A 25829-nucleotide genomic window follows, 5' to 3' on the forward strand; every position below is an offset into this window, starting at 1 on the left:
ATCCATATTTCTCCGAGCCGCCAAATTCCGTCGCGAAGCTTCGAGCGGATAGCGTCTTCGGAGTAGCCAGACTCGCTGGCGAATTTCCTGACGGTCACGTAGCGCATGTGTCGTTACTCCTGACTGATCAGGGTTTTCGATTGCGCGCACGGGGGCGTGACTGCTCGTCGACTCCGGCTTGCTGGAAAAGCGTTGTCTTTCGATTTCTCGGTGATTTCCTGCTTGTGCAGGCAGCGGTTAACTTCGTTTTTGGTCATTTCCCGAGTCCCTTTCAACTACACGGATAGCCTACGTGCGGCTGTCCAGCGTGTGTTTCGCTTTCACGCAACAAAAGCGACGGAAATCAAAAGGCGGAAAATTCCCTGCCAGGGCGATGAGCCCAGCCCCAACGTGATGTGAGTCCGGTGGTCCTGTAAAACTCAAGGGCCACCTCAGGTCTGCTGCAGTTTTTTCTGCTCGTATGCGATGCGGTTCATTACGCAAACTGGAATTGCAAATCCTTGGATATTTGTTTTTAGGGTTTCGCAACCGTCTTCGACGATTACGCAGGGCACACCCCGACGGAAACGCATTCCCCTTCCGGTGTAATTGCGCAGGATGATTTCCCAGGACTCGTCGTCGTAATAGAAGCCCGTGATCTCAGCCCAGCTGGCCGCAACGCCGCTTCCAACAATGCCTGCTGGGGTGAGGCGGAAAATTTCTACTTGGATTTCCTGTGTCACAGGTACGGCGTGAATCCGGCCATTCGGTGCTACTGGTGGGAAAGTCTGTCCATTGCCTAAGTGACGAAATTCCATGGTGGTGCTCCGCATGCATGAGGTTGCATGACACCGTATGCCAGGCTCTGGAAATCCCAAGCTTACGGAGCTCAAAGGTTTATGCCATTGGGTTTCCTGGACGCGATCGTAAGCTGCGGCAATCAAAACAGGGAGTGGCGCCATGGGTAACAAATCAACAACGATCCGAATCGGTTTGCTGGCAGCGACAATAGCTCTTCTGGTTGGGTGCTCTGGCACCCAGGGGGCTAGGACTGTGCAGCTTCCTGAGCCGAAGGATGTGCCGAGGGAAAAATGGTCGGATGCTATGCATGTTCTGACCGCCATGGGGATTTCCGGGCAGCGTGACGTTCCAATCGAGCTGGCAGGGGCAGTTGATGGAGCTAGCCCTGTTGGCGGCTCTGGGGCAGTGATTGGGGATGCTGGATTAAGCGGGTTTAGCTCTGCGTCTCCACCTAAAGGCCTGAGTGGCGGCGCAGCAGCGGGAATTGGTTTGGGTTTGATGCTATTGGGTGGGTCGAGCGATCCGGCGCGCACAACGCAGATTATCGCGTGGGTGCCCGCTGACCAGGCAAGTTCGCCGGACGTTGCATCTTCTCTTGCATTGCGTAAGGTCGAAGACGCTCGTAAGAAGGTTTTTGCCAATGGCCTATCGAAGCTGTCAATGCAGACAGGTAAATATCCTGATGGCCATGCCCGCAGCTATGCATCCCTGATAGATAGCTACGCGGAGCGGCCGATTCCATACAGTGATGGGGTTGCTAAATCGCCGAGCTTTCTAAGATCGCCACTCAGCTACGGGCCGATCTTCATCCGTGACAACCAGTTCACGCTTGATGCCTACAAGAACGACATGACAATGTCGGAAGCCATGCTGCTTGCATCGCAACACCTCCCTGAATGGATTTACATCTACCACCCTGGCCTGCGGCTGAGGAAAAACTCGATCCCTGCGGCAATCTTCAATCAGGGCAGAGCGCTCTACTTCGTAGGGAAGTAATTCTGCTGAGCTGTATCGCCGTGGGGGGTCGCAAGCCTGCGGCGATTTTTTGGGTATGCCTAGGCTGATACGGGAAATTTTCGGCTTTGTCAGCCTTTTATATTGAAAAGTAACACCTAAAGTGCAACAGCTTTAGAACAACACCCTAACTGATACAGGTTGTACTATGTTCATTCGTGCTTATCTCCGTGCATCTACCGACAAGCAAGACGCTGGCCGCGCGCGGGTCTCCCTGGAGAAGTTCGCCAGCGACCACAACAAGGTGATCGCCTGCGAGTACCTGGAGAACGCCAGCGGTGCAGCCGCGGATCGGCCTGAATTACTCCGCCTGCTCAAGGATGCTCGCACGGGTGACGTGCTGCTGGTCGAATCCATCGACCGCCTATCCCGGCTCCCCGCCGATGACTGGGCCAAGCTCAGGGGGGCGATCGACTCCAAGGGCTTGCGCATCGTCGCCCTGGATCTGCCCACCAGTCATCAAGGTATGCGCGATACGCAGGGCGACGAGTTCACCCACCGGATGCTGGCCGCCATCAACTCGATGCTAGTAGAGATGATGGCGGCGATCGCCCGGAAGGACTACGAGCAGCGCCGCGAGCGCCAGGCCCAGGGTATCCAGAAGGCAAAACTGGCCGGCAAATATCAGGGCCGCCCAATCGACGAGAATCTACACAATCGCATAAAAGAGCTCCTGGCTGCGGGCCTGGGTATTCGAGCCACCGCGAGGCACGCCAATTGCTCGTCTACCACAGTACTGCGCATCCGAGATTCCAACCTCTAGAAGCCGACTCGATAGCGCCTGGATATGATCCACGGTGCTATTTTGAAAGGCGACTTGCTAGGTGGCACGAGCCCGAATGCGACACCTATTTCACCGATCATTCGTTGGATCAAGGCATCTTGATTCGACTGCCCTAATCCATCCCACCAAGACGGAGAGGCAAAAACATTTTCAAAATGGTCAAAGAAATACGCTACAAGCGTGGAGGACAGATCATCGTCATTGATTTGCTCCAAGCTTTTGATCAGAGCCGTGCAACACCTGTCGTCCTCAGCCATCCATGAAAAAACTATCTGCCCCTTTTCTCCGCCAAAGAAAGAGGTCACGCTCATTAGTTCTGGGACCAGCGCTAGATCAGCCATATCCTGCAGCTGCCTCCCCCAAAAATCGACATTAGGCGCATAGGTACCACTACACATTACTGGTGGTGCACCTTCTAGCTCGATGATGTAGGAGCGCACCGATGAGTAGTCTCCACTCGTCAAACATCTGTCAAAGCGCGCTTTATGAATCTTTATGTCACGCAACGCAGCATCAATTCCTGCGCCGTGGAGGTGGGCGAACGCCTGGATTTCAATCTGTCGATCTGGCGAACGCCCCCTATCTAGGTCCTTGTAAAGCTTGGCCTGCTCCGACGCCGCACGTTTAGTGTAAATCTCTCGTGCATAAGCACGGTACGCCAGGAGGAAGCACTGCTCCTGGCTCCCTACGAATGCATCCTTCTCAATTGGCGCAAAAAGCCCATCATCATGCGTGGAGCAGAAACCGCTGAATGTAGAAGCTCGTCGCACACCCACCCTTTCAGGTTTTAAAACACCATTGTGCTTGATCAGCCCCTCTAGAGACGGCATGAAAGACATAACGTGTCCATCATCTGCGATCTGGTTCAAGCTTCCCGAGCGGGGCACAGTATGCGCAGCAATGATTGACCCCGAGCATTGCGAATGGAAAGAGTCGGGGGCTGAACACAGCTTCTTCGAGAAATGTTTCCTATGGGCAGCGCTAAGATCCCAAGGTTTATGTGGCTGAGCCGACTCGCGACCAAGGTGACATTTCTTAAATTTTTTGCCCGAGCCACACCAGCATTCGTCGTTTCTCCCTAGCTTGTTCATATCCCTTCCCCTGCCGTGCCAGCGAAATTGAGCGCATAAAATAACCCACCGCTTCTTCGCACGTGAGGCCTATGAACCTGCAATCATTTTTTGCACCCACCTGACATCCATGGAAGGCAGCGTGAATCGTTAGCAATGGCTGCAGGCCTTTTAAAAATATGGCGTCCCAGACAGGAATTGAACCTGAAACCTTCACCCTTGGAGGGGCAAACCTTCGGTGCTTAAAAGGGCAGCCTGGAAGGGGGGCTGCGTCAGCGCGTTGGTGAACTGCTCGGAGAGGCATGGGGATTCGGGCTACCGCTCGCCATATAGGGGCCAGTAACACCATAGTACTTATAATCCGTGAGCAAATGACCCAGTAACGACGCAGTTTTACATGCTGTCGGGCAGTAGCGACGTTCGTGCGAATTCTACCCCGGCGGTATTCTCAGCTTAGGTAGCATTCCGGTCGCCTGTGGAGAACTGGCTCGTTTAACGGCCCAGGCGACGGCGCAAGGCTCGAATCATCATGGGGCGCATGAAAACGGTTGCGACTGACACCGCAAGCGCTATACCGCCCGCCAGTTCGCCGAAACGGACGAAGGCAACGATGTTTACTAGGGCGAGAACCATGATGCCGTAGAACTCTACGTTGGCCCTTCCCGCGGCCAAAGCCTGGCGCTCAGTAAGCATCCACTTTGGCGAAAGGCAGAAGGGGCATACAGATGACTCAGGATCACCACCCCCTAGGGGAACTCCACTCACGTAAAGCGGAGCGCTGGTGATCACTTTCGGAACCATCATCCTCTTACAGCACTGGCATTCTACTTTGCTCACGATGTCATCCTCCTTGACCTGGGCGCATCCTTCGTGACCTGATGGCACCCTTGATTCAATTAATCAGCAGTCGAGTTCGGGCGTGTTTCGCTATGTTTGCTGTTGACGTGCTGCTTGTCCAAGTAAGCGGCGATCCTGTAACCAATCGCGGCTGTTACCCCCAAGGCGCAGAGCACGCCGAACACTGAATAGATTAGTAGCTCAAACCGGTCCATGTTCTTCTCCCGTGCTGATGGGCATGCGCTCACTGTGGATGTTGAGACCGTCATGCAGCACGACTGCTTTCCCCTGGGTGGGATATACCACCGTGGAGTACAGCGGTTTTGGCGGCTGGACGATTGAGGACATCAGGTTGGCAATGGTGGCGAGCAGATCCATGGTAGTGCTCCTCGATATAGGTGAGCACAGTCTCCGCTCGATCTCGCAAAACCCAAATCTCTGACCAGGCGCTTTTGGGTAGCCCTGACATCCGCTTCGCGACACATCATAAAAACCGGGCTCACCTCACATCTATTGCTTATGGGAGTCTGACGCTTCACCTCCCATAGAGAAACTTACCGATTTGCTGGATAGGGTTTCGTGAAGGGGTGTCGTGGCTGCAGCCCGCATGGTTGCTGGGTTTATGGCTTTTAACGGGTGTCGCCCCGGCAATTGGCGTTGCGAAGGGGTGTCGCTAAGAGGTGTCGTGAAGGGGTGTTGTGGCCGCAAGCCGCATGAATACTGGGTTTGAGCGTTTTCATGGGCTTTAGCCGGGCAATTGGCGTTGCGAAGAGGTGTCGTGAAGGGGTGTTGTGGCTGCAAGCCTCATGAATACTGGGCTTCAGCGTTTTTACGAGGTTTTTCCAGACAATTAGCGTTGTGAAGGGGTGATCCCAGTATGATGTCGTCCCTGAGGGGTTAATCTGTTCGCGGGGAAGACCCAGTGGTAGCGACAAACCAGCGTCAGACGACGATCTGGCATCAAATATATAAATGCTAGGCTCCGGCTGCGACGAGAAACGGACGGCAGATGACGGTGTGTTTTCCTGAGCGCAGGGCCAGTACGGTGAACGGGCAGCAAATGACGACGGTGACGTGCTCAGGATAGTCAGATAGTGATCGGTAGACCGAGCCGGTCGAGAATGGCCGCCGAAGGTGGCTGCTTGCGGCCAAAAGTAGCCATTAAAAAGTGTCTTGGAAAGCTGGGGCGATTCAAGCTTGTGTCCAGAAGGGGCAATACGCAAATCTGCCCAAGGAAATTTTAATAAGGATAACGACATGCCAGATGCCGACCACGTATCCCTAAAGGTCACGGATATCGGGGAGTATATTCGACACCATTCTTGTGCTCGTCGCCTGAAACTCGGAAAGGATGAGCAACAGTTGCGGCGCGATCTGCCCTTCTATAACCGTCTATTTAACCCACTCGATCCAGTCTTGCGTACTGCGGGCGCCGATCGTGAGGACGAAGTTGATGATGGCTTGGTCGGTGAGGGTTTTGTTGACCTGACTCGGTTTCGCGCCCGGCGAGATGCTGGAGAAGACACCAAAACGACTTGGCAGGCGTTTACAGAGATGCTACGAGCGCTGGAGCCGGGGGAGCTGGTGTTTGGACGCGAGCTGGATGTACACGGAATCGTGGGCACCTTCGCGGTACTCGGTCGGATCGATTTCGTAATCGTTGAATGGGACAACCTAGTCCCGCGGATTCGCCTGGTTGAATGTAAAGCGTCGCGGAAGGACAGGACGTACCAGCGAATTCAGGCGGCCGTATACAGATTGCTGGTCCGAAAGCTCGTAGAGGAACATGGGCTTGAGATCGCCGGGGCTGGTGTCGACGCAAACTCGATCGAAGCCGTTGTCGCAAGAATTGACGAAGGCACTGAAGAGGTTCAGGCAGTCCGCGGGTTGCCTGCGCTTGATTTGGAAGTCGAAACCTCCGATGTCATCCGGCTCCTCGAAGAGGGAGGGCAGATGGATGCCGTTCTTTCTAAGGATTTACAGGATCTGCCATATTCGATTGAGTCCAAGTGCGATCACTGCAAGTTCAATGTAGTCTGCCTACCCGAAGCTGGCCGCTCGCGCGCTATGCAGCTGGTCGCAATCGACTCATCTGCAGCTCGGGTCCTCCAGAGCAATGGTATCGAGAATATCGATCATCTAGCGGAGCTGGATCTTGACTCGCAAGCAGCGCATGGATGCCGAACTTCTCCAGGGTTCTCAGGCAATCTGTCCATGCTTAAGGCACTCGCGCGAACTCGCAGGACAACTCTGCCGAACGGAGAGCATGATCCAGAAGACTACCCCGTTGCCCGACTTCCGTGGCGCGTTCAGAGCCAACTGCCGCCATTCGAGGCGCAAGGACGTCCGGTAGTTCGTATCTATCTTGGCGTTCATTATGACTACGTTGAGAACCGGATCGGTTCTTTAGCTGCTCACATCACAACGAGCCGGTGGCAGCTTCATACACCGTTCCGCAACGAGAATGGGCGTTGGGCTCCGGAAGCAACGATAGTCGAACGGCTCAAGACGGGTGCTGTTGGAGAAGATGGAAGGCCCATCTACCAGCAAAGAGACCTTGCTGAGTTCCGAGATGTCATTAGAACACGCGCTGCCCCCTGGTCTAGCAACCATGACGTAGCTACAGGACAAGAAGCAGAGCTACTACAAGGCTTCTTTGATGAAATGATCAACGCGATTACGGACATTGCTCCGGAAAGGCAAGCTTCCATCCATTTCTACGTGTGGTCTCGGGCCGAGATGTCGCAGCTGATTGAGGCGTGCCTCCGGTCAGACACGCGACTCCTGCGGAGTCTTCAGGAGCTGATGGGGTGCAGAGAACCTCTTGATCAGTTGATCTTCTCTTGTGTTGGCGAAGAGGCTGACAAACAGCTCGCATTGGGTTGGACTGGTCGTGGCCTGTCGGTCCTGACTTCATTGAGATGGTACGGCGAGAGGTTTCATTGGACTCGGACAATAAATCGTGCTCCCGTGAAGCTGGACTGGGTTTTCCGCCAAGACCTCTTTGACTTCAAAACTCAGCTCGAGCTTCGGCCCGACAATGAGTGGGCGCGTGATCGCGATCCGGACAAGGTTGCGTATCATTTCGAAATCAGGAGTCGCTTCTTTGATTCTCTAAGCGCTCCATACTGGAGGGCATACTGGCGCACCCTTCCCCGGCCAGAAACTGCAGAAGATGCTCAGCAACGCGGCCAGCTTGAGCGCTACTACGAAGCCGCTCAACCCAATTTTCTACAGGGGCTTCTGCAAGCACGCCTGCATGCCATGCGGTGGGTAGAGTGGTTCCTTCCTCACAACGACGAAATTTCTAAGCCGCGGCTCGATGTCGTTGCACTGAGGCAATTCAACCTAGGCATCGCAACGCCGGCAGAAGCTGCGTTGGACTTCTTGCGGTTGGATCACCATGTAAAGGTTGCCGAATGGTTGTCAACGCACATGGTTCCGGCCTCAAATCGCGTGGCTAAAGGAATCACTCTCCCCCTGCGAAACTTGCAGGAGTCTGCTGGAGGAAACGAGTTAACAGCCGAGATTGACATTGCAACTTATGGAACTGATCTGGCCACGCTGCGGAACATTTATAGCGGATCAGAGTTCGCGCGACTGAGTCCTCATTCTGGAGACCCGGAAGTCGGCCAGACAATGAGGCAGTTACTTTTTGGTGGTTCGACCTGCGTAGTGGAAGATATTGATTGGGTGAACGGCATAGTTCGACTTTCCCCACTATATTCGCAAGCTGGCCGGTACATCGCTGCTAGCCAATCGGCCAACAGGGTTGATTTTGCGTTCGCTACGCTGGACGAAAGCATTAGTGATTTCGTGGCGCCAAAGGCCGATGCCAGACTTACCACGATTCCTGCTCATCACACGTACCAGTGGCTGGATACCGCAAATCCCCGCGTACCGACACAGGAAGCTCTAGCAGAGTTATCAACTCAACGCCTACTTTCTGCGCTGGACGGCTTCCGCACTTTGCAAGGCCACCAATTGATGCGTGACCAGCAGCGGGCTGTTGTTGAGGGGATTTCTGCACGAATTCAACTCTTGCAGGGGCCTCCAGGTACTGGCAAAACTCAAACTACTGCAGCTAGCGTTTTATCGCGCTGCTGGACCAGCCTTGGTGCTGGCGCTATCGTCTTGATTGGTGCGCAGACGCATACAGCCGTTGATGAACTCATGCTCCGCATTTCGGCAACCATCGACCCTTTGAAACGCGCATTTGATGCAGCGGGTCTAGCGACATTGCCGGTTCACCTGTTCCGGGTTGACCCAAGAGCAGACTTGGTAGGCATCGCTGAACTCCGCAGCAATGCAGCAGTACGGACACTGAGAGATGCTCAGGCGAATGGCATTGCCATCATCGGTGGAACGACCACTGCACTATTGAAGTTGGCAACAAGTTTAGACGCCTCAGCTGCGTTCGGACGACGAGCCGCGGGATTCCAGAGCAATCTGCTTATCGTCGACGAGGCCAGCATGATGGTGCTCGCTCACTTCCTCGCGCTGACGACCCTTCTCGCTGAAGACGGCCAAATAATGCTCGCGGGAGATCATAGGCAGCTTGCACCAATCGTTGCGCACAATTGGGAGGAGGAGGACAGATATCCAGTTACTGTGTATCAGCCGTATGTCAGTGCTTATGAGGCCGTGCGCGGTATCAAGGTCCGCCGCCGAGTTGCAGACGATCAGGTTGTATTATCTTCACTTACGTTCACCTTCCGACTTCCAGAGGTCGTCCGCCATCTCATCAATCCTGTTTACCAACGTGACGACATTCGATTGGAAGGTAGGGGGCGAGAGGAAGAACTCGCGCACGAAGTCGTTACTGGGTCTCCATGGAGCGCAATCTGGACAGACTCTGAGCGTCTGCATCTTGTCGTGCATGACGATCAAAGTTCGGTAAAGGCAAACCCGCTGGAAGTTGAGATAATCGACGGTATTCTTCAGAGCAAGAATGAGCATCATCCACGTAGTGTGGTGGTGATGACGCCGCACCGCGCGCAGCGCAGCCTTTTGACACAGCAACTCGGTATGCGCGATGAAATTCTTCGCATTGATACCGTGGAGAAGATGCAAGGTGGTGAGTGCCCGGTCGTAATCGTGTCGGCCACCGCAAGTGATACGGCCGCCATCACGAAGAATGCTGCTTTCATTTTGGATTTGAATCGCGCCAACGTTGCGTTCTCTCGAACGCAGGAGCGACTCATTGTGGTATGCGCGAAATCTCTTCTGGATAACGTGCCGGCAGATCTAGAAAACTATGAGTCAGCGATGCTTTGGAAAGCTATTAGAGAGTTGTGCAAACGCGTAGTAGGAGAGGTGGACATTGGGGGCTCGCATGCAGTCATTTACTCCCCAGAGGCGCGAGATGAATTCAATGCATAACGGGGGGGCCGCAAAATCGAGAGTGCCGTCCATCCCAGCGCTCTCGTTCTTCACCGGTGCGGGCGGTCTTGACCTCGGAGTGCGAGAAGCTGGATTCGATCCAGCACTGAGCATTGAGGCTGACCCTTACGCGCGACTGACTCTTGCTGCAAATTGGCCTGATCACAAGCTTGCTGAGCCGGGTGATGTTCATGACCTCTCTGTTGAACAGATTGAGGAACAATCTGGTTTGAAGAGAGGAGACGTTGGCTTACTTTTTGGTGGGCCGCCGTGCCAGCCATTTTCTAAGGCCGCTCTGTGGCACGCAGGTAAGGTTTCGCGGCTGAAGGATCCTCGCGCAAAGACGCTCACGGCAATGTTAGATGCTGTAGCGCACTTCTTGCCAGATGCGGTGCTAATCGAGAACGTAAGCGGGTTGGCTGCAGGACGGAGTTCAGGGGCATCTTACGTTAGTCGTAGATTTGCTGCGATTAACCGCGCTCACGGGACGAAATACCGTCCAGTGATGTGCGTGCTGAACGCTTTAGATTTTGGTGTGCCGCAAGCTCGCGAGAGGCTATTTATCGTTGCAGCCCGGTCTGGGGAGCGATTCGTCCCTCCGAGCGCATCTCACTTTGAGGTGGGGTTGGCCGGAGATGAGCGCCCAAGATGGCGGACTAGCTGGGATGCTATTGGCCATCTGAGCGTTGGTCAGGAAGAGCTGGAATATTTGCAACCAAGCGGCAAATGGGCAGGCCTCTTACCTTCGATTCCCGAAGGCCATAACTATCTATGGCACACGGACAGGGGGGGGGGGCATCCAATCTTCGGTTGGCGCCGTCGTTACTGGTCTTTCCTTTTGAAGCTGGCAAAGAACAAACCTGCTTGGACTGTGGCTGCCAGCCCTGGCCCTGCAACCGGGCCGTTTCATTGGGATAGCCGTAGGCTTTCTGTGGCGGAGTTGGCTGCACTCCAGACTTTTCCAGCTAATTATCAATGGCCCGTTGCCTACAGGCTTGCTCAGGGGCAAATAGGAAACGCTGTACCTCCGGCTCTCGCTGCATCAGTTGCAGTGGCGTTGCGTGCTCAATGCTTCGACGGACTGCTACTGGACGCTACGAGATATGTCCCGAAGGAGGGTCTCAATTGCCCTGAGGCTGAGCCGGTTCGGGAAGTCCCGGGCGCTTTCAAAGGAGTTCTATTAGACAACACTCCTCATCCTGGTGCGGGAAAAGGACCAGGCGCCAAAATTAGGCGCTAATGGAGGTAGAGTTCGGATGGCACGCTCCATATTTCCGCTTTCAGCCGATACCGGCCTGATTCGACAGGTTCAGAGCGGCCGGTTCGCAAGCACTGGCAGCTGCCCCAAGCGCTCAGGTACGTCCATTTGGGCGCTGGTTACTTCTCCCTACCAGGAAAAGAGTGCCTACAAAACCTACAGAACTTAGTTTCGTAGGTTCTGTAGGTTGCCCTACCGGCCTTTAGTAACCGGTTGGGTCGAGGCTACGTTTTTCGCCAAATGTAGCGTGTTGATGGGCGGCCACCTTTTTCTCCGGCCACCTCGTAGCCAATGATCAAGTCGTGCTCAGCCAGAACAGCGAGTGCTTTGCTCACAGCGTCCTGAGATCCCAATCCCATCCAGTCTTTCTGGCGCACCTCGCGTGCGGTAAACGGTTCGGGTAATTTCTGTATACGTTCCAGGATCAACCTGGCACCGAGTAGTGGGGCGTTTATTGCTGCGCCGTACAGCCGCAGGGCATGGCTCGTCAGGTAGATCGCCCAGTTAATGGCACGGGACGTGGACTCTGTACCCACGGCTCCCTGTCCACCTTCGACCAGTTCGAACAGTAGGGCCAATCCCGCAATGGTCTGTGGCATCTTCAGATAATGTGATTGCAACGCTGGGTGAAGTTCTTCGCTCCGGCTTTGTTGCATATGACGTGTATACCAGGCGTTAAATATTTCCTGTGCTTCTGGGCTGAACCTGAGCGCAGTACGAGGCTCGGATGGGAGCTGGTCGAGGTGGTCGATAATCTGTTCTACGTTCTTAGCGGCAGCTTGGTTCGGCCAGCGATCGACCAGACGCCACTCACGGATGTCGTCGGGATAGACGGCGAGCTGTAGGCGCTGAATCAGGCCGTCATCCACTTCGCCGCTGATCGCGGCGTTCACGAGGGATGCGATTCGTGAGGGTTGAATTCCGCCAATCAGCGATAAACAACATGACTCGATGAACAGGGTGCCTCGTCCAATACGATCGTAGGTAAATGAGCCGTTGCCATCGAAGCACTCCAAGTAGAAAGCGCGTGCCACTGAGCCGTCCTCACTCTGTATTGTTGCGAGCCAGCCCCCGAGCTCGTCGCGTACTAGCAGCAGGCCGTTTGGATTTTCGTTGAGCAGCTCACCGAGCTTTTCTACCGTTGAGTCGTTGACGGTGTAACGACGCTGCACTGGAGGCAGCACATCACTCGAAACCTTGGTGAGTTCCTCCCGCGCTCCAAGTTTGTCGCCGCTGCCTACAAGTTTCGTGGCCTTGCTCTTAGCAGCCTTGCGTTCGATGTCGAGCAGCTCACTGTTGGTCCTGTAGTCCTCCAACGCCATGGAGTGCTGATTTCGCTCTCTTGTCTCCAATGCGTCCAAAGGACGAAGCGCTTGCTTGAGCGCTGGTGTTTTCATCGCAGACGGCCGTCCAATGATGACTCCCCATTGGTTGGGAACGACAGTCCAATCATCATGCTGTTTCGGGTGGATGGTGAATTTGCGCCCGACCACGGCGCTGACAGCAACTACAAGCGCGACCCCAACAAAATCCGGCGGGCACTGGGTGCGCTCAGCGACATCCTGAACGTATTCTTGAAGAACAGCAGGCAGTAGCTCTCCACGCCAGGGCATAACCCTGGCCAACCCACTCGGCAGCGGCTTTGGCAAAATGCTTGGATTCAGATATGAGGCACGTGCTGCCTCGGGCATTTCCGCCAAGAACGACGGTATCTGCTCGTGAGTGGTCATTGCTCATCTCTCTCAGAGAGAGCCCGAGTGACTCCATCACGCTCGCTGATCTTGCTCTCCAGCCAGGCTTCCATCTCCGCGACGACGAAGTAAACGCCAGCCTGTTTGCTCGGGCCAAACTTGATGGGGCGAGGGAAGCTGGGGTCGCTTTTGCGCAGCTTCTCGAGGCCAGAGCGGCTCTTGTCAAAGCAGTGCTGCAGCGAGGCGTGACTGATCAGGTACTTCTTGGGGGCATGTGTCGGCATGTGTGGGTCTCTGTGTGTAAGCCGACACAGATTTAATACCCCTGCCAGACCGCTGTGGCTCGATTTCAAACCGAAAAATCGTCGGAAAACGCAATGACGGTTGATGCGATGGGGGCTTAGCCGCAGATGTGGAATGGGCTAGAAAGGCTGTCATAAAGCTGGCATTACCGAGCCAAAACAACCCATTTAGGCACAAAAAAGGCACTTGCGAAATTCGCTAAGTGCCTGATTTGTAAGGATGATTTGGTGGAGCCGGGGGGATTTGAACCCCCGTCCGCCAGTACTCCGCTGTCGGTACTACATGCTTAGCCGTGTCTACTGAGTTAATCCGCAGCCGCCCGACGGGCAGGGTGCTTTGGACGAGTTGTGTAAGTTTTAGTCGCTTTGCCCACAACGTGCTACACGACGATCCTGTTCTGTATGACAATCACTTCGGGTTTACAGGCATCCCCTGGTGATTGCTGGAGCCGAAGCTACCAGGAGAGCGGGCTCAGCTGCTTACGCAGCGAGAGCGTAGCCCTCGTAGGTTTCGTCATTGGCAACTATAGAAAGTTGCAACAGTGGATTTACGAGTTCTGTTACCAACTCGGCATGCACCTAGAGTTTCGCTACCGGCGTCGAATCCTGATCGGCCCCACACTCAGCTCTAGCTGACGTGCCTTTCGACACGTGATCGCAGTATACGCCTTTGCATGGGCTGCGTCGACTGCTGTAGTCCGGGGCTTCAGGTGCCGCTGCCGGTGCCTCCGGTCGAGCCGCTGCCTTTCTCGGTTTTTTCCATGCGTTCGAGGACCTTGGTGGTGACGGCGATGCATTCCTTGGTATCGCCGGCGGCCTGGGCTGCCTTGGCCTTGTCGACTTGCTCGGTGATGGCTTTGTCGAGGCCTTCGGAGGTGGCGCCGACGGTGGCCATGTTGTCATCGATTTTCTGCAGGTTGATGGTGCAGAGGTCCTCGGCGGCGAACACCGGCGAGGCCAGCAGGGTCGCGGCCGCGAACAGGGCGGAAAGCGCAGTACCTTTCATGGGTGTCTCCTCGTGATGGCCTCTGGTAGGTGGGCCTGTAAGGGTGGACTCCCAGGGTTTGGCGAGGGTTCAATCGAGGTGCAGGGGAGGGCTGCGCCCTCGAATCGCCGGCGAGCCGGCTCCCACCTGTCCTGCGTTGTTTTTAGAGGCTGTGGGAGCCGGTTTGCCGGCGATTGGGCCGGGCCCGGTATGGAAAAAGTCCGGGCAGGGCCGTCGGGAGGGATTACAGAGGACGCGGTCGGGTAACGCGATCCACCAGGTACACCAGCCCGTGATAGTCGATGCCGCTGTGGCTCGACAGGCCGATTTCGCAGGTGCGGCTGGTGGAAATGCCTTCGCTGCACTGCTGCACCGCATCCTTGAGGGTGCGTAGGGAATGGGCGTTGAGCTCCGGTGTGGTGAAGCCTTTGTCGCCGGCGAAACCGCAGCAATGGATGCCTTCCGGGATCACCACTTGCTGGCTGCACAACCTGGCCAGGTCGATCAGTGCCTGGCTTTCCCCTAGGTGCTGGGTGCTGCAGGTGACGTGTACGGCCACCGGTTCGGGCTGTGGGGTGAACTCCAGTTTGTCGACCAGGTGAGTGCGGATGAAGCGCACTGGGTCGTACAGGTCCAGGCGGGTGTCGCCCAGGTCCTGGACCAGGCGCAGGGTGCAGGGGCTGGTGTCGCAGTAGATGGGGTCGAGACCGCCGCGGCTGGCATGCAGCAGGGCGTTGATCAGTTCCTGGCGCTTGTGTTCGGCCTGCTCGGGGTAGCCCTTGGAGGCGAATGGCTGGCCGCAGCACAGGTTGTCGGGATTGTCCGGGAATACCACCTGGTAGCCGGCCTTTTCCAGCAGGGCGCGGGTCTTGTCCAGCAGCGAGCTTTGCTCCCTGTCGCCGGCAGCCGGGCCCATGACCCGGGAGACGCAGGCAGCGAGGTACACCACTCGCGGTCGGGCATCGTTGATCGCCGGAGGCGGGGTGACGGTGCGCAGCGGCTGGGGCATGGCCGGGGTCCACTGGGGCAGGCGGCCCTTGCTGGCCTTGCTCAAGGTGGCGCTCAGGCGGCCCAGGCGCGGGGCGCCGAGCAGCTTGCGCGCGCCGTTGGCGGCGGCCAGCGTCAGGCGGGCGCCGCGCAGGGCGGTGTGGAAGTTCTCCGCCAGCCAGTCGGCAGTCTTGCCGTGTTCGGCAGCCTGGCTGCGCAGTTTCTTCACCAGCTCGCCGGTGTTGATGCCCACCGGGCAGCGCTGGGCGCACAGGCCGGTGGCTGCGCAGGTGTCGATGCCCTGGTATTGATAGGTGCGCATCAGCTCGCGGGTATCGATGCCGGCGCGTTGCTTCGCCTGGATGTCGCGCCACATGACGATCCGTTGGCGTGGGCTCAGGGTCAGCCCCTTGGACGGGCACACTGGCTCGCAGAAGCCGCACTCGATGCACTTGTCGACGATTTCATCGGCAGCCGGCAGGGGCTTGAGGTGCTTGAGGTGGATATCCCGGTCCTGACTGAGCACTACGTCAGGGTTGAGGATGCCGTTGGGGTCGAGCAGGCGCTTGAGCGTCCACATCAGTTGATAGGCCTCATGCCCCCACTCCAGCTCGACGAAGGGCGCCATGTTACGCCCGGTGCCGTGCTCGGCCTTGAGTGAGCCGCCGAACTCCACGGCCACCAACTGCGCCACGTCGTCCATGAAGGCTTGGTAGCGCGCCACTTCCTCGGCAGTGTTGAAGCCTTGGGTGAACACGAAGTGCAGGTTGCCCTCCAGGGCATGGCCGAAAATGATCGCTTCGTCGTAGTGGTGCTTGTCGAACAGCTGGATCAGGCGGTTGACGCCTTCGGCCAACTGTTCGATGGGGAAGGTCACATCCTCGATGATCACCGTGGTGCCGGTCTGGCGCACGGCACCGACGGCGGGGAAGGTGTCCTTGCGGATTTTCCATAGCTGGTTGTACACCGCTGGGTCTTCGCTGAAGTCGACCCGCTGCTCCAGCGGGAATTCGGCGATGGCGGCCATCACCTGATCAAGCTGCTCGTGCAGCAGGTTCCGGCTGGCGGCGCGGGACTCGATCAGCAGGGCGCAGGCATTGGCCGACAGGCCTTTCACCCAGCTTGGCATGCCGGGCATGTCCTGCACCGAGCGCAGGCTGCGGCGGTCGAGTAGCTCGACGGCGGAAACCGGCTGCGGCTTGAGTACGGTCACGGCACGGCAGCAGCTTTCCACGGTAGGGAAGACCAGCAGTGCGCTGGCCTTGTGCGGGTGGTCGGGCACGGTGTCGTAGGTGACCGCACTGATGAAGCCGAGGGTGCCTTCGGAGCCGACCAGCAGGTGCTGGAGAATGTCCAGCGGCTGGTCGTAGTCGATAAGCGAATTGAGGGACAGCCCGGTGGTGTTCTTCAGGCGGTACTTGTGTCGGATCTTGTCGGCCAGGGCCGTGTTGGCGCGGGTTTCGCGGCCCAGGCGGGCCAGCTCGTCCAGCAAGGTGGCATGGCTCTGCTCGAAGGCGGCGACGCTGGCCGGGTCTTCGGTATCCAGGCGCGTGCCGTCGGCCAGCACCAGGCGCATGCCGGCTAGGGTGTGGTAGGTGTTCTGTGCTGTGCCGCAGCACATGCCGCTGGCGTTGTTGGCGACGATGCCGCCGATCTTGCAGGCGTTGATCGAGGCTGGGTCCGGGCCGATCTTGCGCCCGAAGGGCGCTAGCCAGGCGTTGGCCTGGGCGCCGATTACGCCGGGTTGCAGGCGGATCTGCTCGCCCTGGCCGCGGATCTGGCGACCGTTCCAGTTGTCGCCCAGCACGATCAGCACCGAGTCGCTGATGGCCTGGCCCGAGAGGCTGGTGCCGGCGGCGCGGAAGGTCACCGGCACGCGGTCGCGCTGGGCCAGGCGCAGCAGGCCGACCACTTCATCCTCGGACTCGACCCGCACCACCAGCTTGGGGACAAGCCGGTAGAAGCTGGCATCGGTGCCGAAGGCCAGGGTCGAGGTCGGGTCGTCGAACCGGCGCTCGGCGGGAATCAGGTGCTGGGCATCTCGCAGGAACGCGGCGGGCAAGCTCATGCAATCTCCTCGCGGGGCCGCAGCGTCTGGCGCGCTGCGTGCCCCGGTCAATCAGGCGGTGTTCGGACGGGCGCTCAGGCGCCCAGTTCGCGGACCAGCGAGTCGCGGCTGATCTCGCTGATGGACTTGGCGCCGGTCAGCACCATGGCAACGCGCATTTCCTTCTCGAACAGCTCGAGCAGGTTCTTCACGCCGGCTTCGCCGTGGGTGGCCAGGGCGTAGAGGAAGGCGCGGCCGATCAGCACGGTGTCGGCGCCCAGGGCGATCATGCGCACCACGTCCAGGCCGTTGCGGATGCCGGAGTCGGCGAGGATCTTTAGGTCGCCCTTGACCGCATCGGCGATCGCCGGCAAAGCGCGGGCACTGGACAGCACGCCGTCGAGCTGGCGGCCGCCGTGGTTGGACACCACGATGCCGTCGGCGCCGAATTTCACTGCGTCCCGGGCGTCGTCGGGGTCGAGGATGCCTTTGATGATCATCGGCCCGTCCCAGAACTCGCGGATCCACTCCAGGTCCTTCCAGGAAATGGACGGGTCGAAGTTGGCGCCCAGCCAGCCGATGTAGTCGGCAAGGCCGGTGGGGTTGCCGCGGTAGGTGGAGATGTTGCCCAGATCATGTGGGCGGCCCATCACCCCGACGTCCCATGCCCACTGTGGGTGGGTCATGGCTTGCAGCACACGGCGCAGAGGGCCGTTCTTGCCGCTCATGCCGGAGTGTGCGTCGCGGTAGCGGGCGCCAGGTACTGGCATGTCCACGGTGAACACCAGGGTCTTGACCCCGGCGGCCTTGGCCCGCTCCAGGGCATTGCGCATGAAGCCGCGGTCCTTGAGTACGTACAGCTGGAACCACATCGGGCGGTCGATGGCCGGGGCCACTTCCTCGATCGGGCACACCGACACGGTCGACATCGTGAAGGGGATGCCATGGGCCGCCGCCGCGCGGGCGGCTTGTACTTCACCACGACGGGCATACATGCCGGTGAGGCCGACCGGGGCCAAGGCCACCGGCATGCTCAGGGTTTCGTCGAACAGCTGCGTTTGCAGGCTCAGCTCGGACATGTTCCTCAGCACGCGCTGGCGCAAGGCGATGCTGGCCAGGTCCTCGACGTTGTGGCGCAGGGTGTATTCGGCGTAGGCGCCGCCGTCGGCGTAATGGAAGAGGAAAGGAGGCAGCTTGCGTTGGGCCGCGGCGCGATAGTCGGTGGAGGCGGAAATGATCATGGATTCTCGCAGCGTGGGTGGGTGGTTGCCGGGCGCGCCAGGGCGCCCGACCCCTTTCACTTTAGTGATGAACCAGCATGCCAGTGAGCCAGTAGGCCTGGACCAGGGTGATCAGGCCGACGATGGTGGCGAAGAACAGGCTGTGCTTGACGGTGAAGCGGAACAGGTCGGATTCCTTGCCGACCAGGCCGGTGGCGGCGCAGGCCACGGCGATCGATTGCGGCGAGATCATCTTGCCGGTCACGCCGCCGCTGGTGTTGGCCGCTACCAGCAGGGTGTCGTTGACCCCGATCTGGTGCGCGGTGGTGGCCTGCAGGGAGCTGAACAGGGCGTTGGATGAGGTGTCGGAGCCGGTCAGGAACACGCCCAGCCAGCCGAGGAACGGCGAGAAGAACGGGAAGGCCGCGCCCGTACCGGCCAGCACCAGCGCCATGGTCGAAGACATGCCCGAATAGTTGGTGACGAAGGCGAAGGCCAGGACCATGCCGATCGACAGGATCGGCCAGCGCAGTTCCCAGAAGGTCTCCTTCAAAGTGGTCAGACCTGTTTTGAAGTTGATCTTCAACACCATCATCGACAGCAGCGCCGAGAGGAAAATCGCGGTGCCGGTGGCGGAAATCGGGTCGAGCTTGAAGATCGCTGGCATGGCGGTTGGCGTGGCGGCGATCGGCGCGCCTTTGATCACCAATTGGTCCAGGTGCGGGATGGCGAAGTTGAACACGAAGTCGTACATCGAGCCACCCGCGGCGAACGCGGCCTTGAACGGCTTCAGCGTCCAGATGGTCACCAGCACGGTGAGGATCAGGAACGGCGACCAGGCCTTGAAGATCTCGCCCAGGCTGTACGGGGAAGGCTGGCTGCCACCGCTGCTGACCACGGCAGCACCCACGCTGCCCTTGGCCTCGGCGAAGGCGCGTTTGGGCTGCCAGACTTTCAGGAACAGGGTCAGGGCGATCAGGCTGGCCAGGGCCGAGGTGATGTCCGGCAGTTCCGGGCCGATGAAGTTCGAGGTGAAGTACTGGGTGACGGCGAAGCTCAGGCCGGCGACCAGGGCGGCGGGCCAGGTTTCCTTCACGCCGCGCAGGCCGTCCATCATGAACACCAGCCAGAACGGTACGAACAGCGACAGCAAGGGCAGCTGGCGGCCCGTCATGGCGCCGATGTGGAAGGCGTCGATGCCCGTCACTTGGCCGGCGACGATGATCGGGATGCCCAGGGCACCGAAGGCCACGGGGGCGGTGTTGGCGATCAGGCACAGGCCGGCGGCGTACAGTGGGTTGAAGCCCAGGCCCACCAGCAGCGCGGCGGTGATGGCCACCGGGGCGCCGAAACCGGCCGCGCCTTCGAGGAAGGCGCCGAAGCAGAAGCCGATCAGCAGCACTTGCAGGCGTTGGTCGTCGGTGATCGACAGGACCGAGCTGCGGATCACTTCGAACTGGCCGCTCTTGACCGTGAGTTTGTACAGGAACACCGCCGCGACGATGATCCAGGCGATTGGCCACAGGCCGTAGAGGAAGCCATAGCCTGCAGCGGCCAGGGCCATGTCGACGGGCATCTGGAAGGCGAAGATCGCCACCAGGATCGACAAGGCAAGGGTAATGCTACCGGCGACGTGGCCTTTGAGGCGGAACACGGCCAGGGCAAGGAAGAAGAACACGATGGGAATGACTGCCGCTAGCGCGGACAGGCCAAGACTACCAAGCGGACTATAGAGCTGTTGCCAGGTTTGCATATGGGGTGGCCCCTAATTGTTGTTGGTCAGGCACTGGCATTGGATAATTGGTAAGACCAATTTACAATGGCTGGTCGCTAGGTTAAAAGCGTCGTTGCGGCTGTGTCAATTTGTCTCGGGGAAAACTTTGGTCGGATGTCGATGAATGGGCATCTGCCGGGTAGGGAAAATCGTCAACTGATGAGTGTCGTCGTCGCCGGTATCGGCGAGAATAGGCGGCCCCGGTGTTCGCGGGGTTTGTGGAGAACATGTGATGGTTTTTGATCAGGTCCGCCAACGGCGCCTGTCCGACGATATCGTCGACCGGTTGGAAGGGATGATTCTCGAGGGCACGCTGACCTCGGGGCAGCGCCTGCCGGCCGAGCGAGTCCTGGCCGAGCAGTTCGGTGTGTCCCGGCCGTCGTTGCGCGAGGCGATCCAGAAGCTGGTGGCCAAGGGGTTGCTGGTCAGCCGCCAGGGAGGTGGCAACTACGTCGCCGATACGCTGGGTTCGACCTTCAGCGACCCGCTGATGCAGTTGTTCGAGCGCAACCCCGATGCGCAGCGTGACCTGCTGGAGTTTCGCCACACCCTTGAGGCTTCATGCGCCTTCTACGCAGCCCAGCGCGCCACTGAGCCTGATCGTGAGCGGCTCAAGGCGGCCTTCGATGCGCTGCAGGACTGCTACTCCCGGGCCAGCGAGGTCAGTCGGGCGGAGGAGGGGGCGGCCGATGCGCGCTTTCACCTGGCGATCGCCGAGGCCAGCCATAACGCGGTGCTGCTGCACACCATCCGCGGCCTGTTCGACCTGCTCAAGCGCAACGTAGTGACCAACATCGGTGGCATGTACCAGCAACGCGCAGAAACGCGGGACATGCTGATCAGCCAGCACCGGGAGCTGTACCAGGCGATTGTCGAGGGCCGGGCGGAGGATGCGCGGGAGGTGTCGAGCCGCCATATCCTGTATGTGCAGGAGGTGCTCGAAGAAGCGCAGGAAGAGGCCCAGCGGGTGGCGCGGGCGGAGCGGCGCAGCGGGCGCTGATTGTGTTGCTGCGGGTCCAATCGCCGGCAAGCCGGCTCCCACATGTATGGCGGTGTTTCTGAAAACAGCGCTGTGACAGGTGGGAGCCGGCTCGCCGGCGATGAGGCCCATGCAGGCTGAAAGAGCGTTACTCGTCCTTGCCCTTGTTGCGCACAGCCCGCTGCAGCTCGCGGTTGGAATCGCGTTCGCGCATGGTGTCGCGCTTGTCGTATTCCTTCTTGCCCTTGCCGAGCGCGATTTCGCACTTGATCAGGTGCTTGCTCCAGTACAGCGACAAGGCCACGCAGGTGTAGCCCTTCTGTGCCACGGACGCTTCCACGCGCTCGAGCTCGCGCTTGTTCAGCAGCAGCTTGCGGGTGCGCGTGGGGTCGGCGATGACATGGGTGCTGGCAGTGGTCAGCGGAGTGATGTGGCTGCCGAACAGCCAGGCTTCGCCGTCCTTGAGCAGCACGTAGCTGTCGGTCAGGTGCGCCTTGCCGGCCCGCAGGCTTTTTACTTCCCAGCCGGACAGGACCAGCCCGGCCTCGAACTTGTGTTCGATGAAGTAATCGTGTCGCGCTTTCTTGTTCTGCGCGATGGTCCCGGTCGGATGTTTCTTTTGCTTAGCCATAGGGGCCGCATTATAGGGAGTCGCCGCGTTGTCGGCTACGGGGTTTAGGTGTGCTTGAGCCTGTAGGATGAATCCCGGACAATGCAGGGCCTGTTTCTGTGAAACGGAACTGTTTTCGAAGCGCTGAGAAGCGCTGCCGCCCTGTCTTGGAAGTGACGCCTGGATGACTACCCATATTCAACGCTCTGCCCTGCTGCCATACCCTGCCCAGGCGCTCTACGATCTGGTCAACGATGTGGCCAGCTATCCGAAGTTCCTGCCGTGGTGCTCGGCCGCGACCGTGATCGAGGCCAGCGAGACGCACATGCGGGCGAAGCTGGAAGTGGCCAAGGGCGGCATGAGCCAGCAGTTCGTCACCCGCAACGTCCTGGTGCCCGGGCAGTCGATCGAGATGAACCTGGAGGAGGGGCCGTTCACCCAGTTGCATGGGCTGTGGGTGTTCAAGCCATTGGGCGAGAAGGCCTGCAAGATCAGCTTGGATCTTTCCTTCGACTACGCCGGGCCGCTGGTGCGCGCCACCCTGGGGCCGCTGTTCAACCAGGCGGCCAATACCCTGGTCGATGCCTTTTGCCAGCGGGCCAAGCAGCTCAATGGCTGACGCGGGCCTGAATATAGAGGTCGTGTATGCCACGGCCGAGCGCCAGTGGTTACTGGCGTGCGTGGTGCCTGAAGGGACGTGCGTGCGTGAGGCGCTACGCCTGTCTCGGCTTGCCGAGCAGGTGCCTGGGCTGGACCTGGAAGCGTGCCCTGTGGGGATCTTTGGCAAGGTGGTCGCCGACCCTGCGCAGCGCAGGGTGGAAGAGGGCGACCGGCTGGAGGTCTACCGCCCTTTGCTGGCAGACCCCAAGGAGGTGCGCAAGCAGCGGGCAGCCAAGGCGCGGGCGGCGCGGCACAGCTGAGCGATAGCGCAACGGCCTTGTGAAAAAAAGCCCGGGCTTTGCCCTAATGCCTGTCAGTTAACGGCGTGGGGCGCTGCCCGCCCATCGCCGACAAGCCGGCTCCCACAGGGACAGTGCTGTCCTCAAGGCTGACACGTTACTTGTGGGAGCCGACTTGCCGGCGATGGGCTGCGTAGCAGCCCCAAGTGCAGCCGATAAGGCTTTGTCGTTACTGCGGGGAGGTTTCCAGCGGTGCTGGTGTCGGGACCGGCGTGGTCTCGATGGTGTCGATCTCTTTCTGGATCGACTCTTCAAGCGAACCTGGCTTGGCGGGTTTCTCTTCCGGCTGGCTCGGCTGGCCTTGTGCGGTGGCTGGGTTGACGGTGGTGTCGCCGCTGCCGCCGAGGATTTCCTGGTCGCGGCTCACGCCTGGCATGAAGTCGCCGGACAGGCTGACCAGCTGGTCGCTGTCGTTGAAGAAGATGCTCATGCGCTCTTGCTGGCGCTGGCCACCACCGGGCTGGAGGCTGTAGAGGTAATCCCAGCGGTTGGTGTTGAAGGTGTCCTGAATCAGTGGGTTGCCCATGATAAACCTTACTTGCCGGCGGGTCATTCCGGGGCGCAATTGGTCTATCATGTCCTGCGTGACGACATTGCCCTGCTGGATGTCGATTTTGTAAACCCCGGGAAACGAGCAACCGGCGAGTGCGAGCAGTCCCACTAGGGTGAGGCTGGTTAGCAAGAGCTTGGTGTTTTGCATCGGTGGGCGACTTCCACTATCTTGGCTGGACAACGTAAACCCCGATCATACCCGTATTAAGAGAAGCTGCGAAGCAGCATCGGCGAGAAAGCTGACCATGGTTGAAAATAGCGAATTGCGCAAAGCCGGTCTCAAGGTGACCCTGCCTCGAGTCAAGATCCTACAGATGCTCGACTCCACCGAGCAGCGTCACATGAGTGCCGAGGATGTCTACAAGGCGCTCATGGAGGCTGGCGAGGACGTCGGCCTGGCGACCGTGTATCGCGTACTGACCCAGTTCGAAGCGGCGGGTCTGGTGGTTCGCCACAACTTCGACGGCGGTCATGCGGTATTCGAGCTGGCTGACGGCGGCCACCACGACCACATGGTCAACGTGGACTCCGGCGAGGTCATCGAATTCATGGATGCCGAGATCGAGAGACGTCAGAAAGAGATCGTTGCTCAACACGGCTACGAGCTGGTGGATCACAATCTGGTCCTGTACGTGCGCAAGAAAAAGTAACGATTTTCTCGTTACCCAAAGCAAAGGCGACCTTCGAGTCGCCTTTGTGCTTTCTGGTCCTGCCCCGTTTTGGTACCGGCCCAATCGCCGGCAAGCCGGCTCCCACCGGTATAACGCCAGCCTCATGAGCAGCGCCGAACAGGTTTGCCGGCGATGGGGTATCAGGACTTACTGGTTACCACCATCTTGCGCGCATGGGCCAACGACTCTTTGGTCAGGTCGATGCCTCCCAGCATTCGCGCCACTTCTTCCACCCGCTCGCGCTTGCCCAGGTTGGCAACTGCTGTGTGGGTGGTATCGCTGTTGCGCACCTTGTGCACGAACAGGTGGTGGTGCCCTTGTGCGGCGACCTGGGGCAGGTGGGTGACCGTCAGTACCTGGCCGCGCTCGCCCAGGCGGCGCAACAGCTGGCCGACGATCTCCGCGGTAGGGCCGCCAATGCCGACGTCCACTTCGTCGAATACCAGGGTAGGAATGCGCGAGGTCTGTGCGGTGATGACCTGGATCGCCAGGCTGATCCGTGACAGTTCGCCGCCCGACGCCACCTTGGCCAGGCCCTTGAGCGGTTGCCCGGGGTTGGCGCTGACCAGCAGTTCGACCACCTCCAGGCCATGGGGCGACAGCTCGTCACCTGCATAGGGCGTCAATTCGATGCAAAAACGCCCGCCAGGCATGCCCAGGCGCTGGATTTCCTGTTCGACGGCAGTCGCCAGCTGTTTGGCAGCCTGTTGGCGCAGGCCGCTAAGTTCGGTGGCCTTTTCGCGGTAGTGCTGGGCATAGGCCGCGAGCTCCTCGCCCAGGCGCTCGATCGACTCGTCGCTGGCATTGAGCCCTTCCAGTTCCTCCATCAGGCGTTGCTGTAGATGCGAAAGCTCCGAAGGGTGCACGCGGTGTTTGCGTGCGAGGGTATAGATGGTGTCGAGCCGCTCCTCCAGCGCTTGCAGGCGCATGGGGTCGGCATCGAAATGATCGAGGAAGCGGTTGAGTTCGCCCACGGCCTCTTCGACCTGGATCTGTGCGCTGGCGATCAGGTTGGCTGCTTCACCGAGCGCCTTGGGCGCGTTGGCCACGGCGCTCAGGCGGTTGAGGCTGGCCGTCAGGGCGCTGAGCACATTGCCAGAGTCGCTTTCGCTGCATTGGTCGATAACCTGGCGGCAGATGCCGAACAACGCCTCGGCGTTGGTCAGGCTCTTGTGTTCCTGTTCCAGCTGCTCCAGCTCGTTCTCGCCCAGGCCGAGGTTGTCCAGTTCCTCCAACTGGTAGCTGAGCAGCTGGTGGCGGGCACGTTGCTCGTCGCCGGAATTGGACAGGCGCTCGAGCTCCAGGCGGGTCTGGCGCCAGCGCTGGGCGGCCAGGTGCACCTGGCGGGCCAGGTCGATGGCTCCGGCATATTCGTCCACCAGGCGGCGATGGGTGTCGGTCTTGAGCAGGGACTGGTGCTCGTGCTGGCTGTGGATGTCGATCAGCAGTTCACCGAGTGCCTTGAGGTCGCCCAGCGGGCAGGGCGTGCCATTTATATAGCCACGGCTGCGGCCTTCACCGGTGATCACCCGGCGCAGGATGCACGGGCCGGCGCTGTCCAGGTCGCGCTCGGCGAGCCAGTTGCGCGCCTCCGGGATCTCGTCCAGGTCGAAGGTGGCGAGGATGTCCGCCTTGTCCGCGCCTGGGCGCACCACGCCGCTGTCGGCGCGATCGCCCAGGGCCAGGCCGAGGGCGTCGAGCATGATCGACTTGCCTGCGCCGGTCTCGCCGGTGATCACGCTCATGCCGCGGGCAAGCTCGAGGTCAAGGTGTTCGACGATGGCGTAGTTGTGAATGGACAGGTGCACCAGCATGGGGCGGCTCCCGAAGGGTTTTGTCTGGTTATTTATACAGTACTTTTTTCAGGCCTGCCAATCCCCGCAGAGCGAACAGGCCTGGCCACGAAAAGCAGCGTGCCCCTTGAACC

The 25829-nt window shown here is 59.2% G+C and carries 21 protein-coding genes, 1 other RNA gene and 1 pseudogene; 8 read left to right on the forward strand and 15 right to left on the reverse strand.

What is annotated here, in order from left to right; genetic code table 11:
* Positions 1-431: 431 nt before the first annotated feature.
* Positions 432-797, reverse strand: a complete 366-nt coding sequence (locus tag ACNFG0_RS11635; protein WP_416764911.1) for a hypothetical protein — start codon at positions 795-797, stop codon at positions 432-434.
* A 142-nt stretch (positions 798-939) separates the two neighbouring features.
* On the opposite strand from ACNFG0_RS11635, the gene ACNFG0_RS11640 reads away from it, so the two are divergent.
* Together ACNFG0_RS11640 and ACNFG0_RS11645 are read left to right on the forward strand one after the other, a co-directional pair.
* Complete coding sequence (locus ACNFG0_RS11640; RefSeq protein WP_416764913.1) at positions 940-1776, forward strand: hypothetical protein; 837 nt, start codon at positions 940-942, stop codon at positions 1774-1776.
* A 166-nt stretch (positions 1777-1942) separates the two neighbouring features.
* Positions 1943-2557, forward strand: a complete 615-nt coding sequence (locus ACNFG0_RS11645) for a recombinase family protein (protein WP_060480019.1) — start codon at positions 1943-1945, stop codon at positions 2555-2557.
* Here the strand turns inward: ACNFG0_RS11645 and ACNFG0_RS11650 are convergent.
* From ACNFG0_RS11650 to ACNFG0_RS11665, 4 genes and pseudogenes are all read right to left on the reverse strand, one after another.
* Positions 2554-3417 (reverse strand): hypothetical protein, encoded by an 864-nt coding sequence (locus tag ACNFG0_RS11650; RefSeq protein WP_416764974.1) that lies wholly within the window; start codon positions 3415-3417, stop codon positions 2554-2556. The genes ACNFG0_RS11645 and ACNFG0_RS11650 overlap by 4 nt on opposite strands.
* A 183-nt stretch (positions 3418-3600) precedes the next feature.
* A pseudogene (locus ACNFG0_RS11655) lies at positions 3601-3669 on the reverse strand (SEC-C metal-binding domain-containing protein); the annotation flags it as partial.
* Positions 3670-4140: 471 nt separating this feature from the next.
* Positions 4141-4485, reverse strand: coding sequence for a hypothetical protein (locus ACNFG0_RS11660; protein WP_416764915.1), 345 nt, complete (start codon positions 4483-4485; stop codon positions 4141-4143).
* 201 nt (positions 4486-4686) lie between these two features.
* On the reverse strand, positions 4687-4863 hold the full coding sequence (locus ACNFG0_RS11665) for a hypothetical protein (protein ID WP_416764917.1): 177 nt from the start codon (positions 4861-4863) through the stop codon (positions 4687-4689).
* A gap of 879 nt (positions 4864-5742) precedes the next feature.
* On the opposite strand from ACNFG0_RS11665, the gene ACNFG0_RS11670 reads away from it, so the two are divergent.
* Complete coding sequence (locus ACNFG0_RS11670) at positions 5743-9867, forward strand: AAA domain-containing protein (RefSeq protein ID WP_416764919.1); 4125 nt, start codon at positions 5743-5745, stop codon at positions 9865-9867.
* A complete protein-coding gene (locus ACNFG0_RS11675) occupies positions 9860-11107 on the forward strand; it encodes a DNA cytosine methyltransferase (protein ID WP_081016697.1) in 1248 nt (415 codons plus the stop codon). The genes ACNFG0_RS11670 and ACNFG0_RS11675 overlap by 8 nt, the downstream gene beginning before the upstream one ends.
* Positions 11108-11349: 242 nt before the next feature.
* Here ACNFG0_RS11675 and ACNFG0_RS11680 read toward each other — a convergent pair whose 3' ends face one another.
* The 7 genes from ACNFG0_RS11680 to ACNFG0_RS11710 form a co-directional block, all read right to left on the reverse strand.
* Positions 11350-12855, reverse strand: a complete 1506-nt coding sequence (locus ACNFG0_RS11680) for a YfjI family protein (protein WP_416764921.1) — start codon at positions 12853-12855, stop codon at positions 11350-11352.
* Entirely contained in the window at positions 12852-13100 is a 249-nt protein-coding gene (locus tag ACNFG0_RS11685) for a helix-turn-helix transcriptional regulator (RefSeq protein WP_416764923.1), read from the reverse strand. Before ACNFG0_RS11685 ends, ACNFG0_RS11680 begins: the two co-directional genes overlap by 4 nt.
* 244 nt (positions 13101-13344) lie before the next feature.
* Positions 13345-13736: a transfer-messenger RNA gene (gene ssrA / locus ACNFG0_RS11690) on the reverse strand.
* Positions 13737-13824: 88 nt separating this feature from the next.
* Complete coding sequence (locus tag ACNFG0_RS11695) at positions 13825-14124, reverse strand: hypothetical protein (protein ID WP_196145643.1); 300 nt, start codon at positions 14122-14124, stop codon at positions 13825-13827.
* A gap of 223 nt (positions 14125-14347) precedes the next feature.
* Positions 14348-17158: an FAD-binding and (Fe-S)-binding domain-containing protein gene (locus ACNFG0_RS11700; protein ID WP_416764925.1), complete on the reverse strand. Its 2811-nt coding sequence runs from the start codon at positions 17156-17158 to the stop codon at positions 14348-14350.
* 74 nt (positions 17159-17232) lie between these two features.
* Positions 17233-18378 (reverse strand): FMN-dependent L-lactate dehydrogenase LldD, encoded by a 1146-nt coding sequence (lldD, locus tag ACNFG0_RS11705; RefSeq protein ID WP_196145645.1) that lies wholly within the window; start codon positions 18376-18378, stop codon positions 17233-17235.
* Between the two features lie 61 nt (positions 18379-18439).
* A complete protein-coding gene (locus tag ACNFG0_RS11710) occupies positions 18440-20110 on the reverse strand; it encodes a lactate permease LctP family transporter (protein WP_196155452.1) in 1671 nt (556 codons plus the stop codon).
* A gap of 253 nt (positions 20111-20363) precedes the next feature.
* Here ACNFG0_RS11710 and ACNFG0_RS11715 point away from each other — a divergent pair, with 253 nt between their 5' ends.
* Positions 20364-21131 carry an FCD domain-containing protein gene (locus tag ACNFG0_RS11715; protein ID WP_196145647.1) on the forward strand — a complete coding sequence of 256 codons (768 nt, stop codon included), beginning with the start codon at positions 20364-20366 and terminating at the stop codon, positions 21129-21131.
* Between the two features lie 127 nt (positions 21132-21258).
* On the opposite strand, the gene smpB is transcribed toward ACNFG0_RS11715, so the two are convergent.
* Positions 21259-21741 (reverse strand): SsrA-binding protein SmpB, encoded by a 483-nt coding sequence (gene smpB, locus ACNFG0_RS11720; protein ID WP_196145648.1) that lies wholly within the window; start codon positions 21739-21741, stop codon positions 21259-21261.
* 163 nt (positions 21742-21904) lie between these two features.
* Here smpB and ACNFG0_RS11725 point away from each other — a divergent pair, with 163 nt between their 5' ends.
* Together ACNFG0_RS11725 and ACNFG0_RS11730 are read left to right on the forward strand one after the other, a co-directional pair.
* Complete coding sequence (locus tag ACNFG0_RS11725; RefSeq protein ID WP_084855495.1) at positions 21905-22339, forward strand: type II toxin-antitoxin system RatA family toxin; 435 nt, start codon at positions 21905-21907, stop codon at positions 22337-22339.
* Positions 22332-22640, forward strand: a complete 309-nt coding sequence (locus ACNFG0_RS11730; RefSeq protein ID WP_416764929.1) for an RnfH family protein — start codon at positions 22332-22334, stop codon at positions 22638-22640. Before ACNFG0_RS11725 ends, ACNFG0_RS11730 begins: the two co-directional genes overlap by 8 nt.
* Positions 22641-22848: 208 nt before the next feature.
* Here ACNFG0_RS11730 and ACNFG0_RS11735 read toward each other — a convergent pair whose 3' ends face one another.
* Positions 22849-23379 carry an outer membrane protein assembly factor BamE gene (locus tag ACNFG0_RS11735; RefSeq protein WP_416764931.1) on the reverse strand — a complete coding sequence of 177 codons (531 nt, stop codon included), beginning with the start codon at positions 23377-23379 and terminating at the stop codon, positions 22849-22851.
* A gap of 97 nt (positions 23380-23476) precedes the next feature.
* On the opposite strand from ACNFG0_RS11735, the gene fur reads away from it, so the two are divergent.
* Complete coding sequence (gene fur / locus ACNFG0_RS11740) at positions 23477-23881, forward strand: ferric iron uptake transcriptional regulator (RefSeq protein ID WP_084855492.1); 405 nt, start codon at positions 23477-23479, stop codon at positions 23879-23881.
* A gap of 161 nt (positions 23882-24042) precedes the next feature.
* On the opposite strand, the gene recN is transcribed toward fur, so the two are convergent.
* The gene (gene recN, locus ACNFG0_RS11745; RefSeq protein WP_196145651.1) at positions 24043-25716 is read right to left on the reverse strand and encodes a DNA repair protein RecN; all 1674 of its coding nucleotides are present in this window, start codon (positions 25714-25716) and stop codon (positions 24043-24045) included.
* Positions 25717-25829: the final 113 nt, after the last annotated feature.

This window comes from Pseudomonas sp. NY15372 (assembly GCF_048068215.1).
GTDB classification, from domain to species: Bacteria; Pseudomonadota; Gammaproteobacteria; order Pseudomonadales; family Pseudomonadaceae; genus Aquipseudomonas; species Aquipseudomonas guariconensis_A.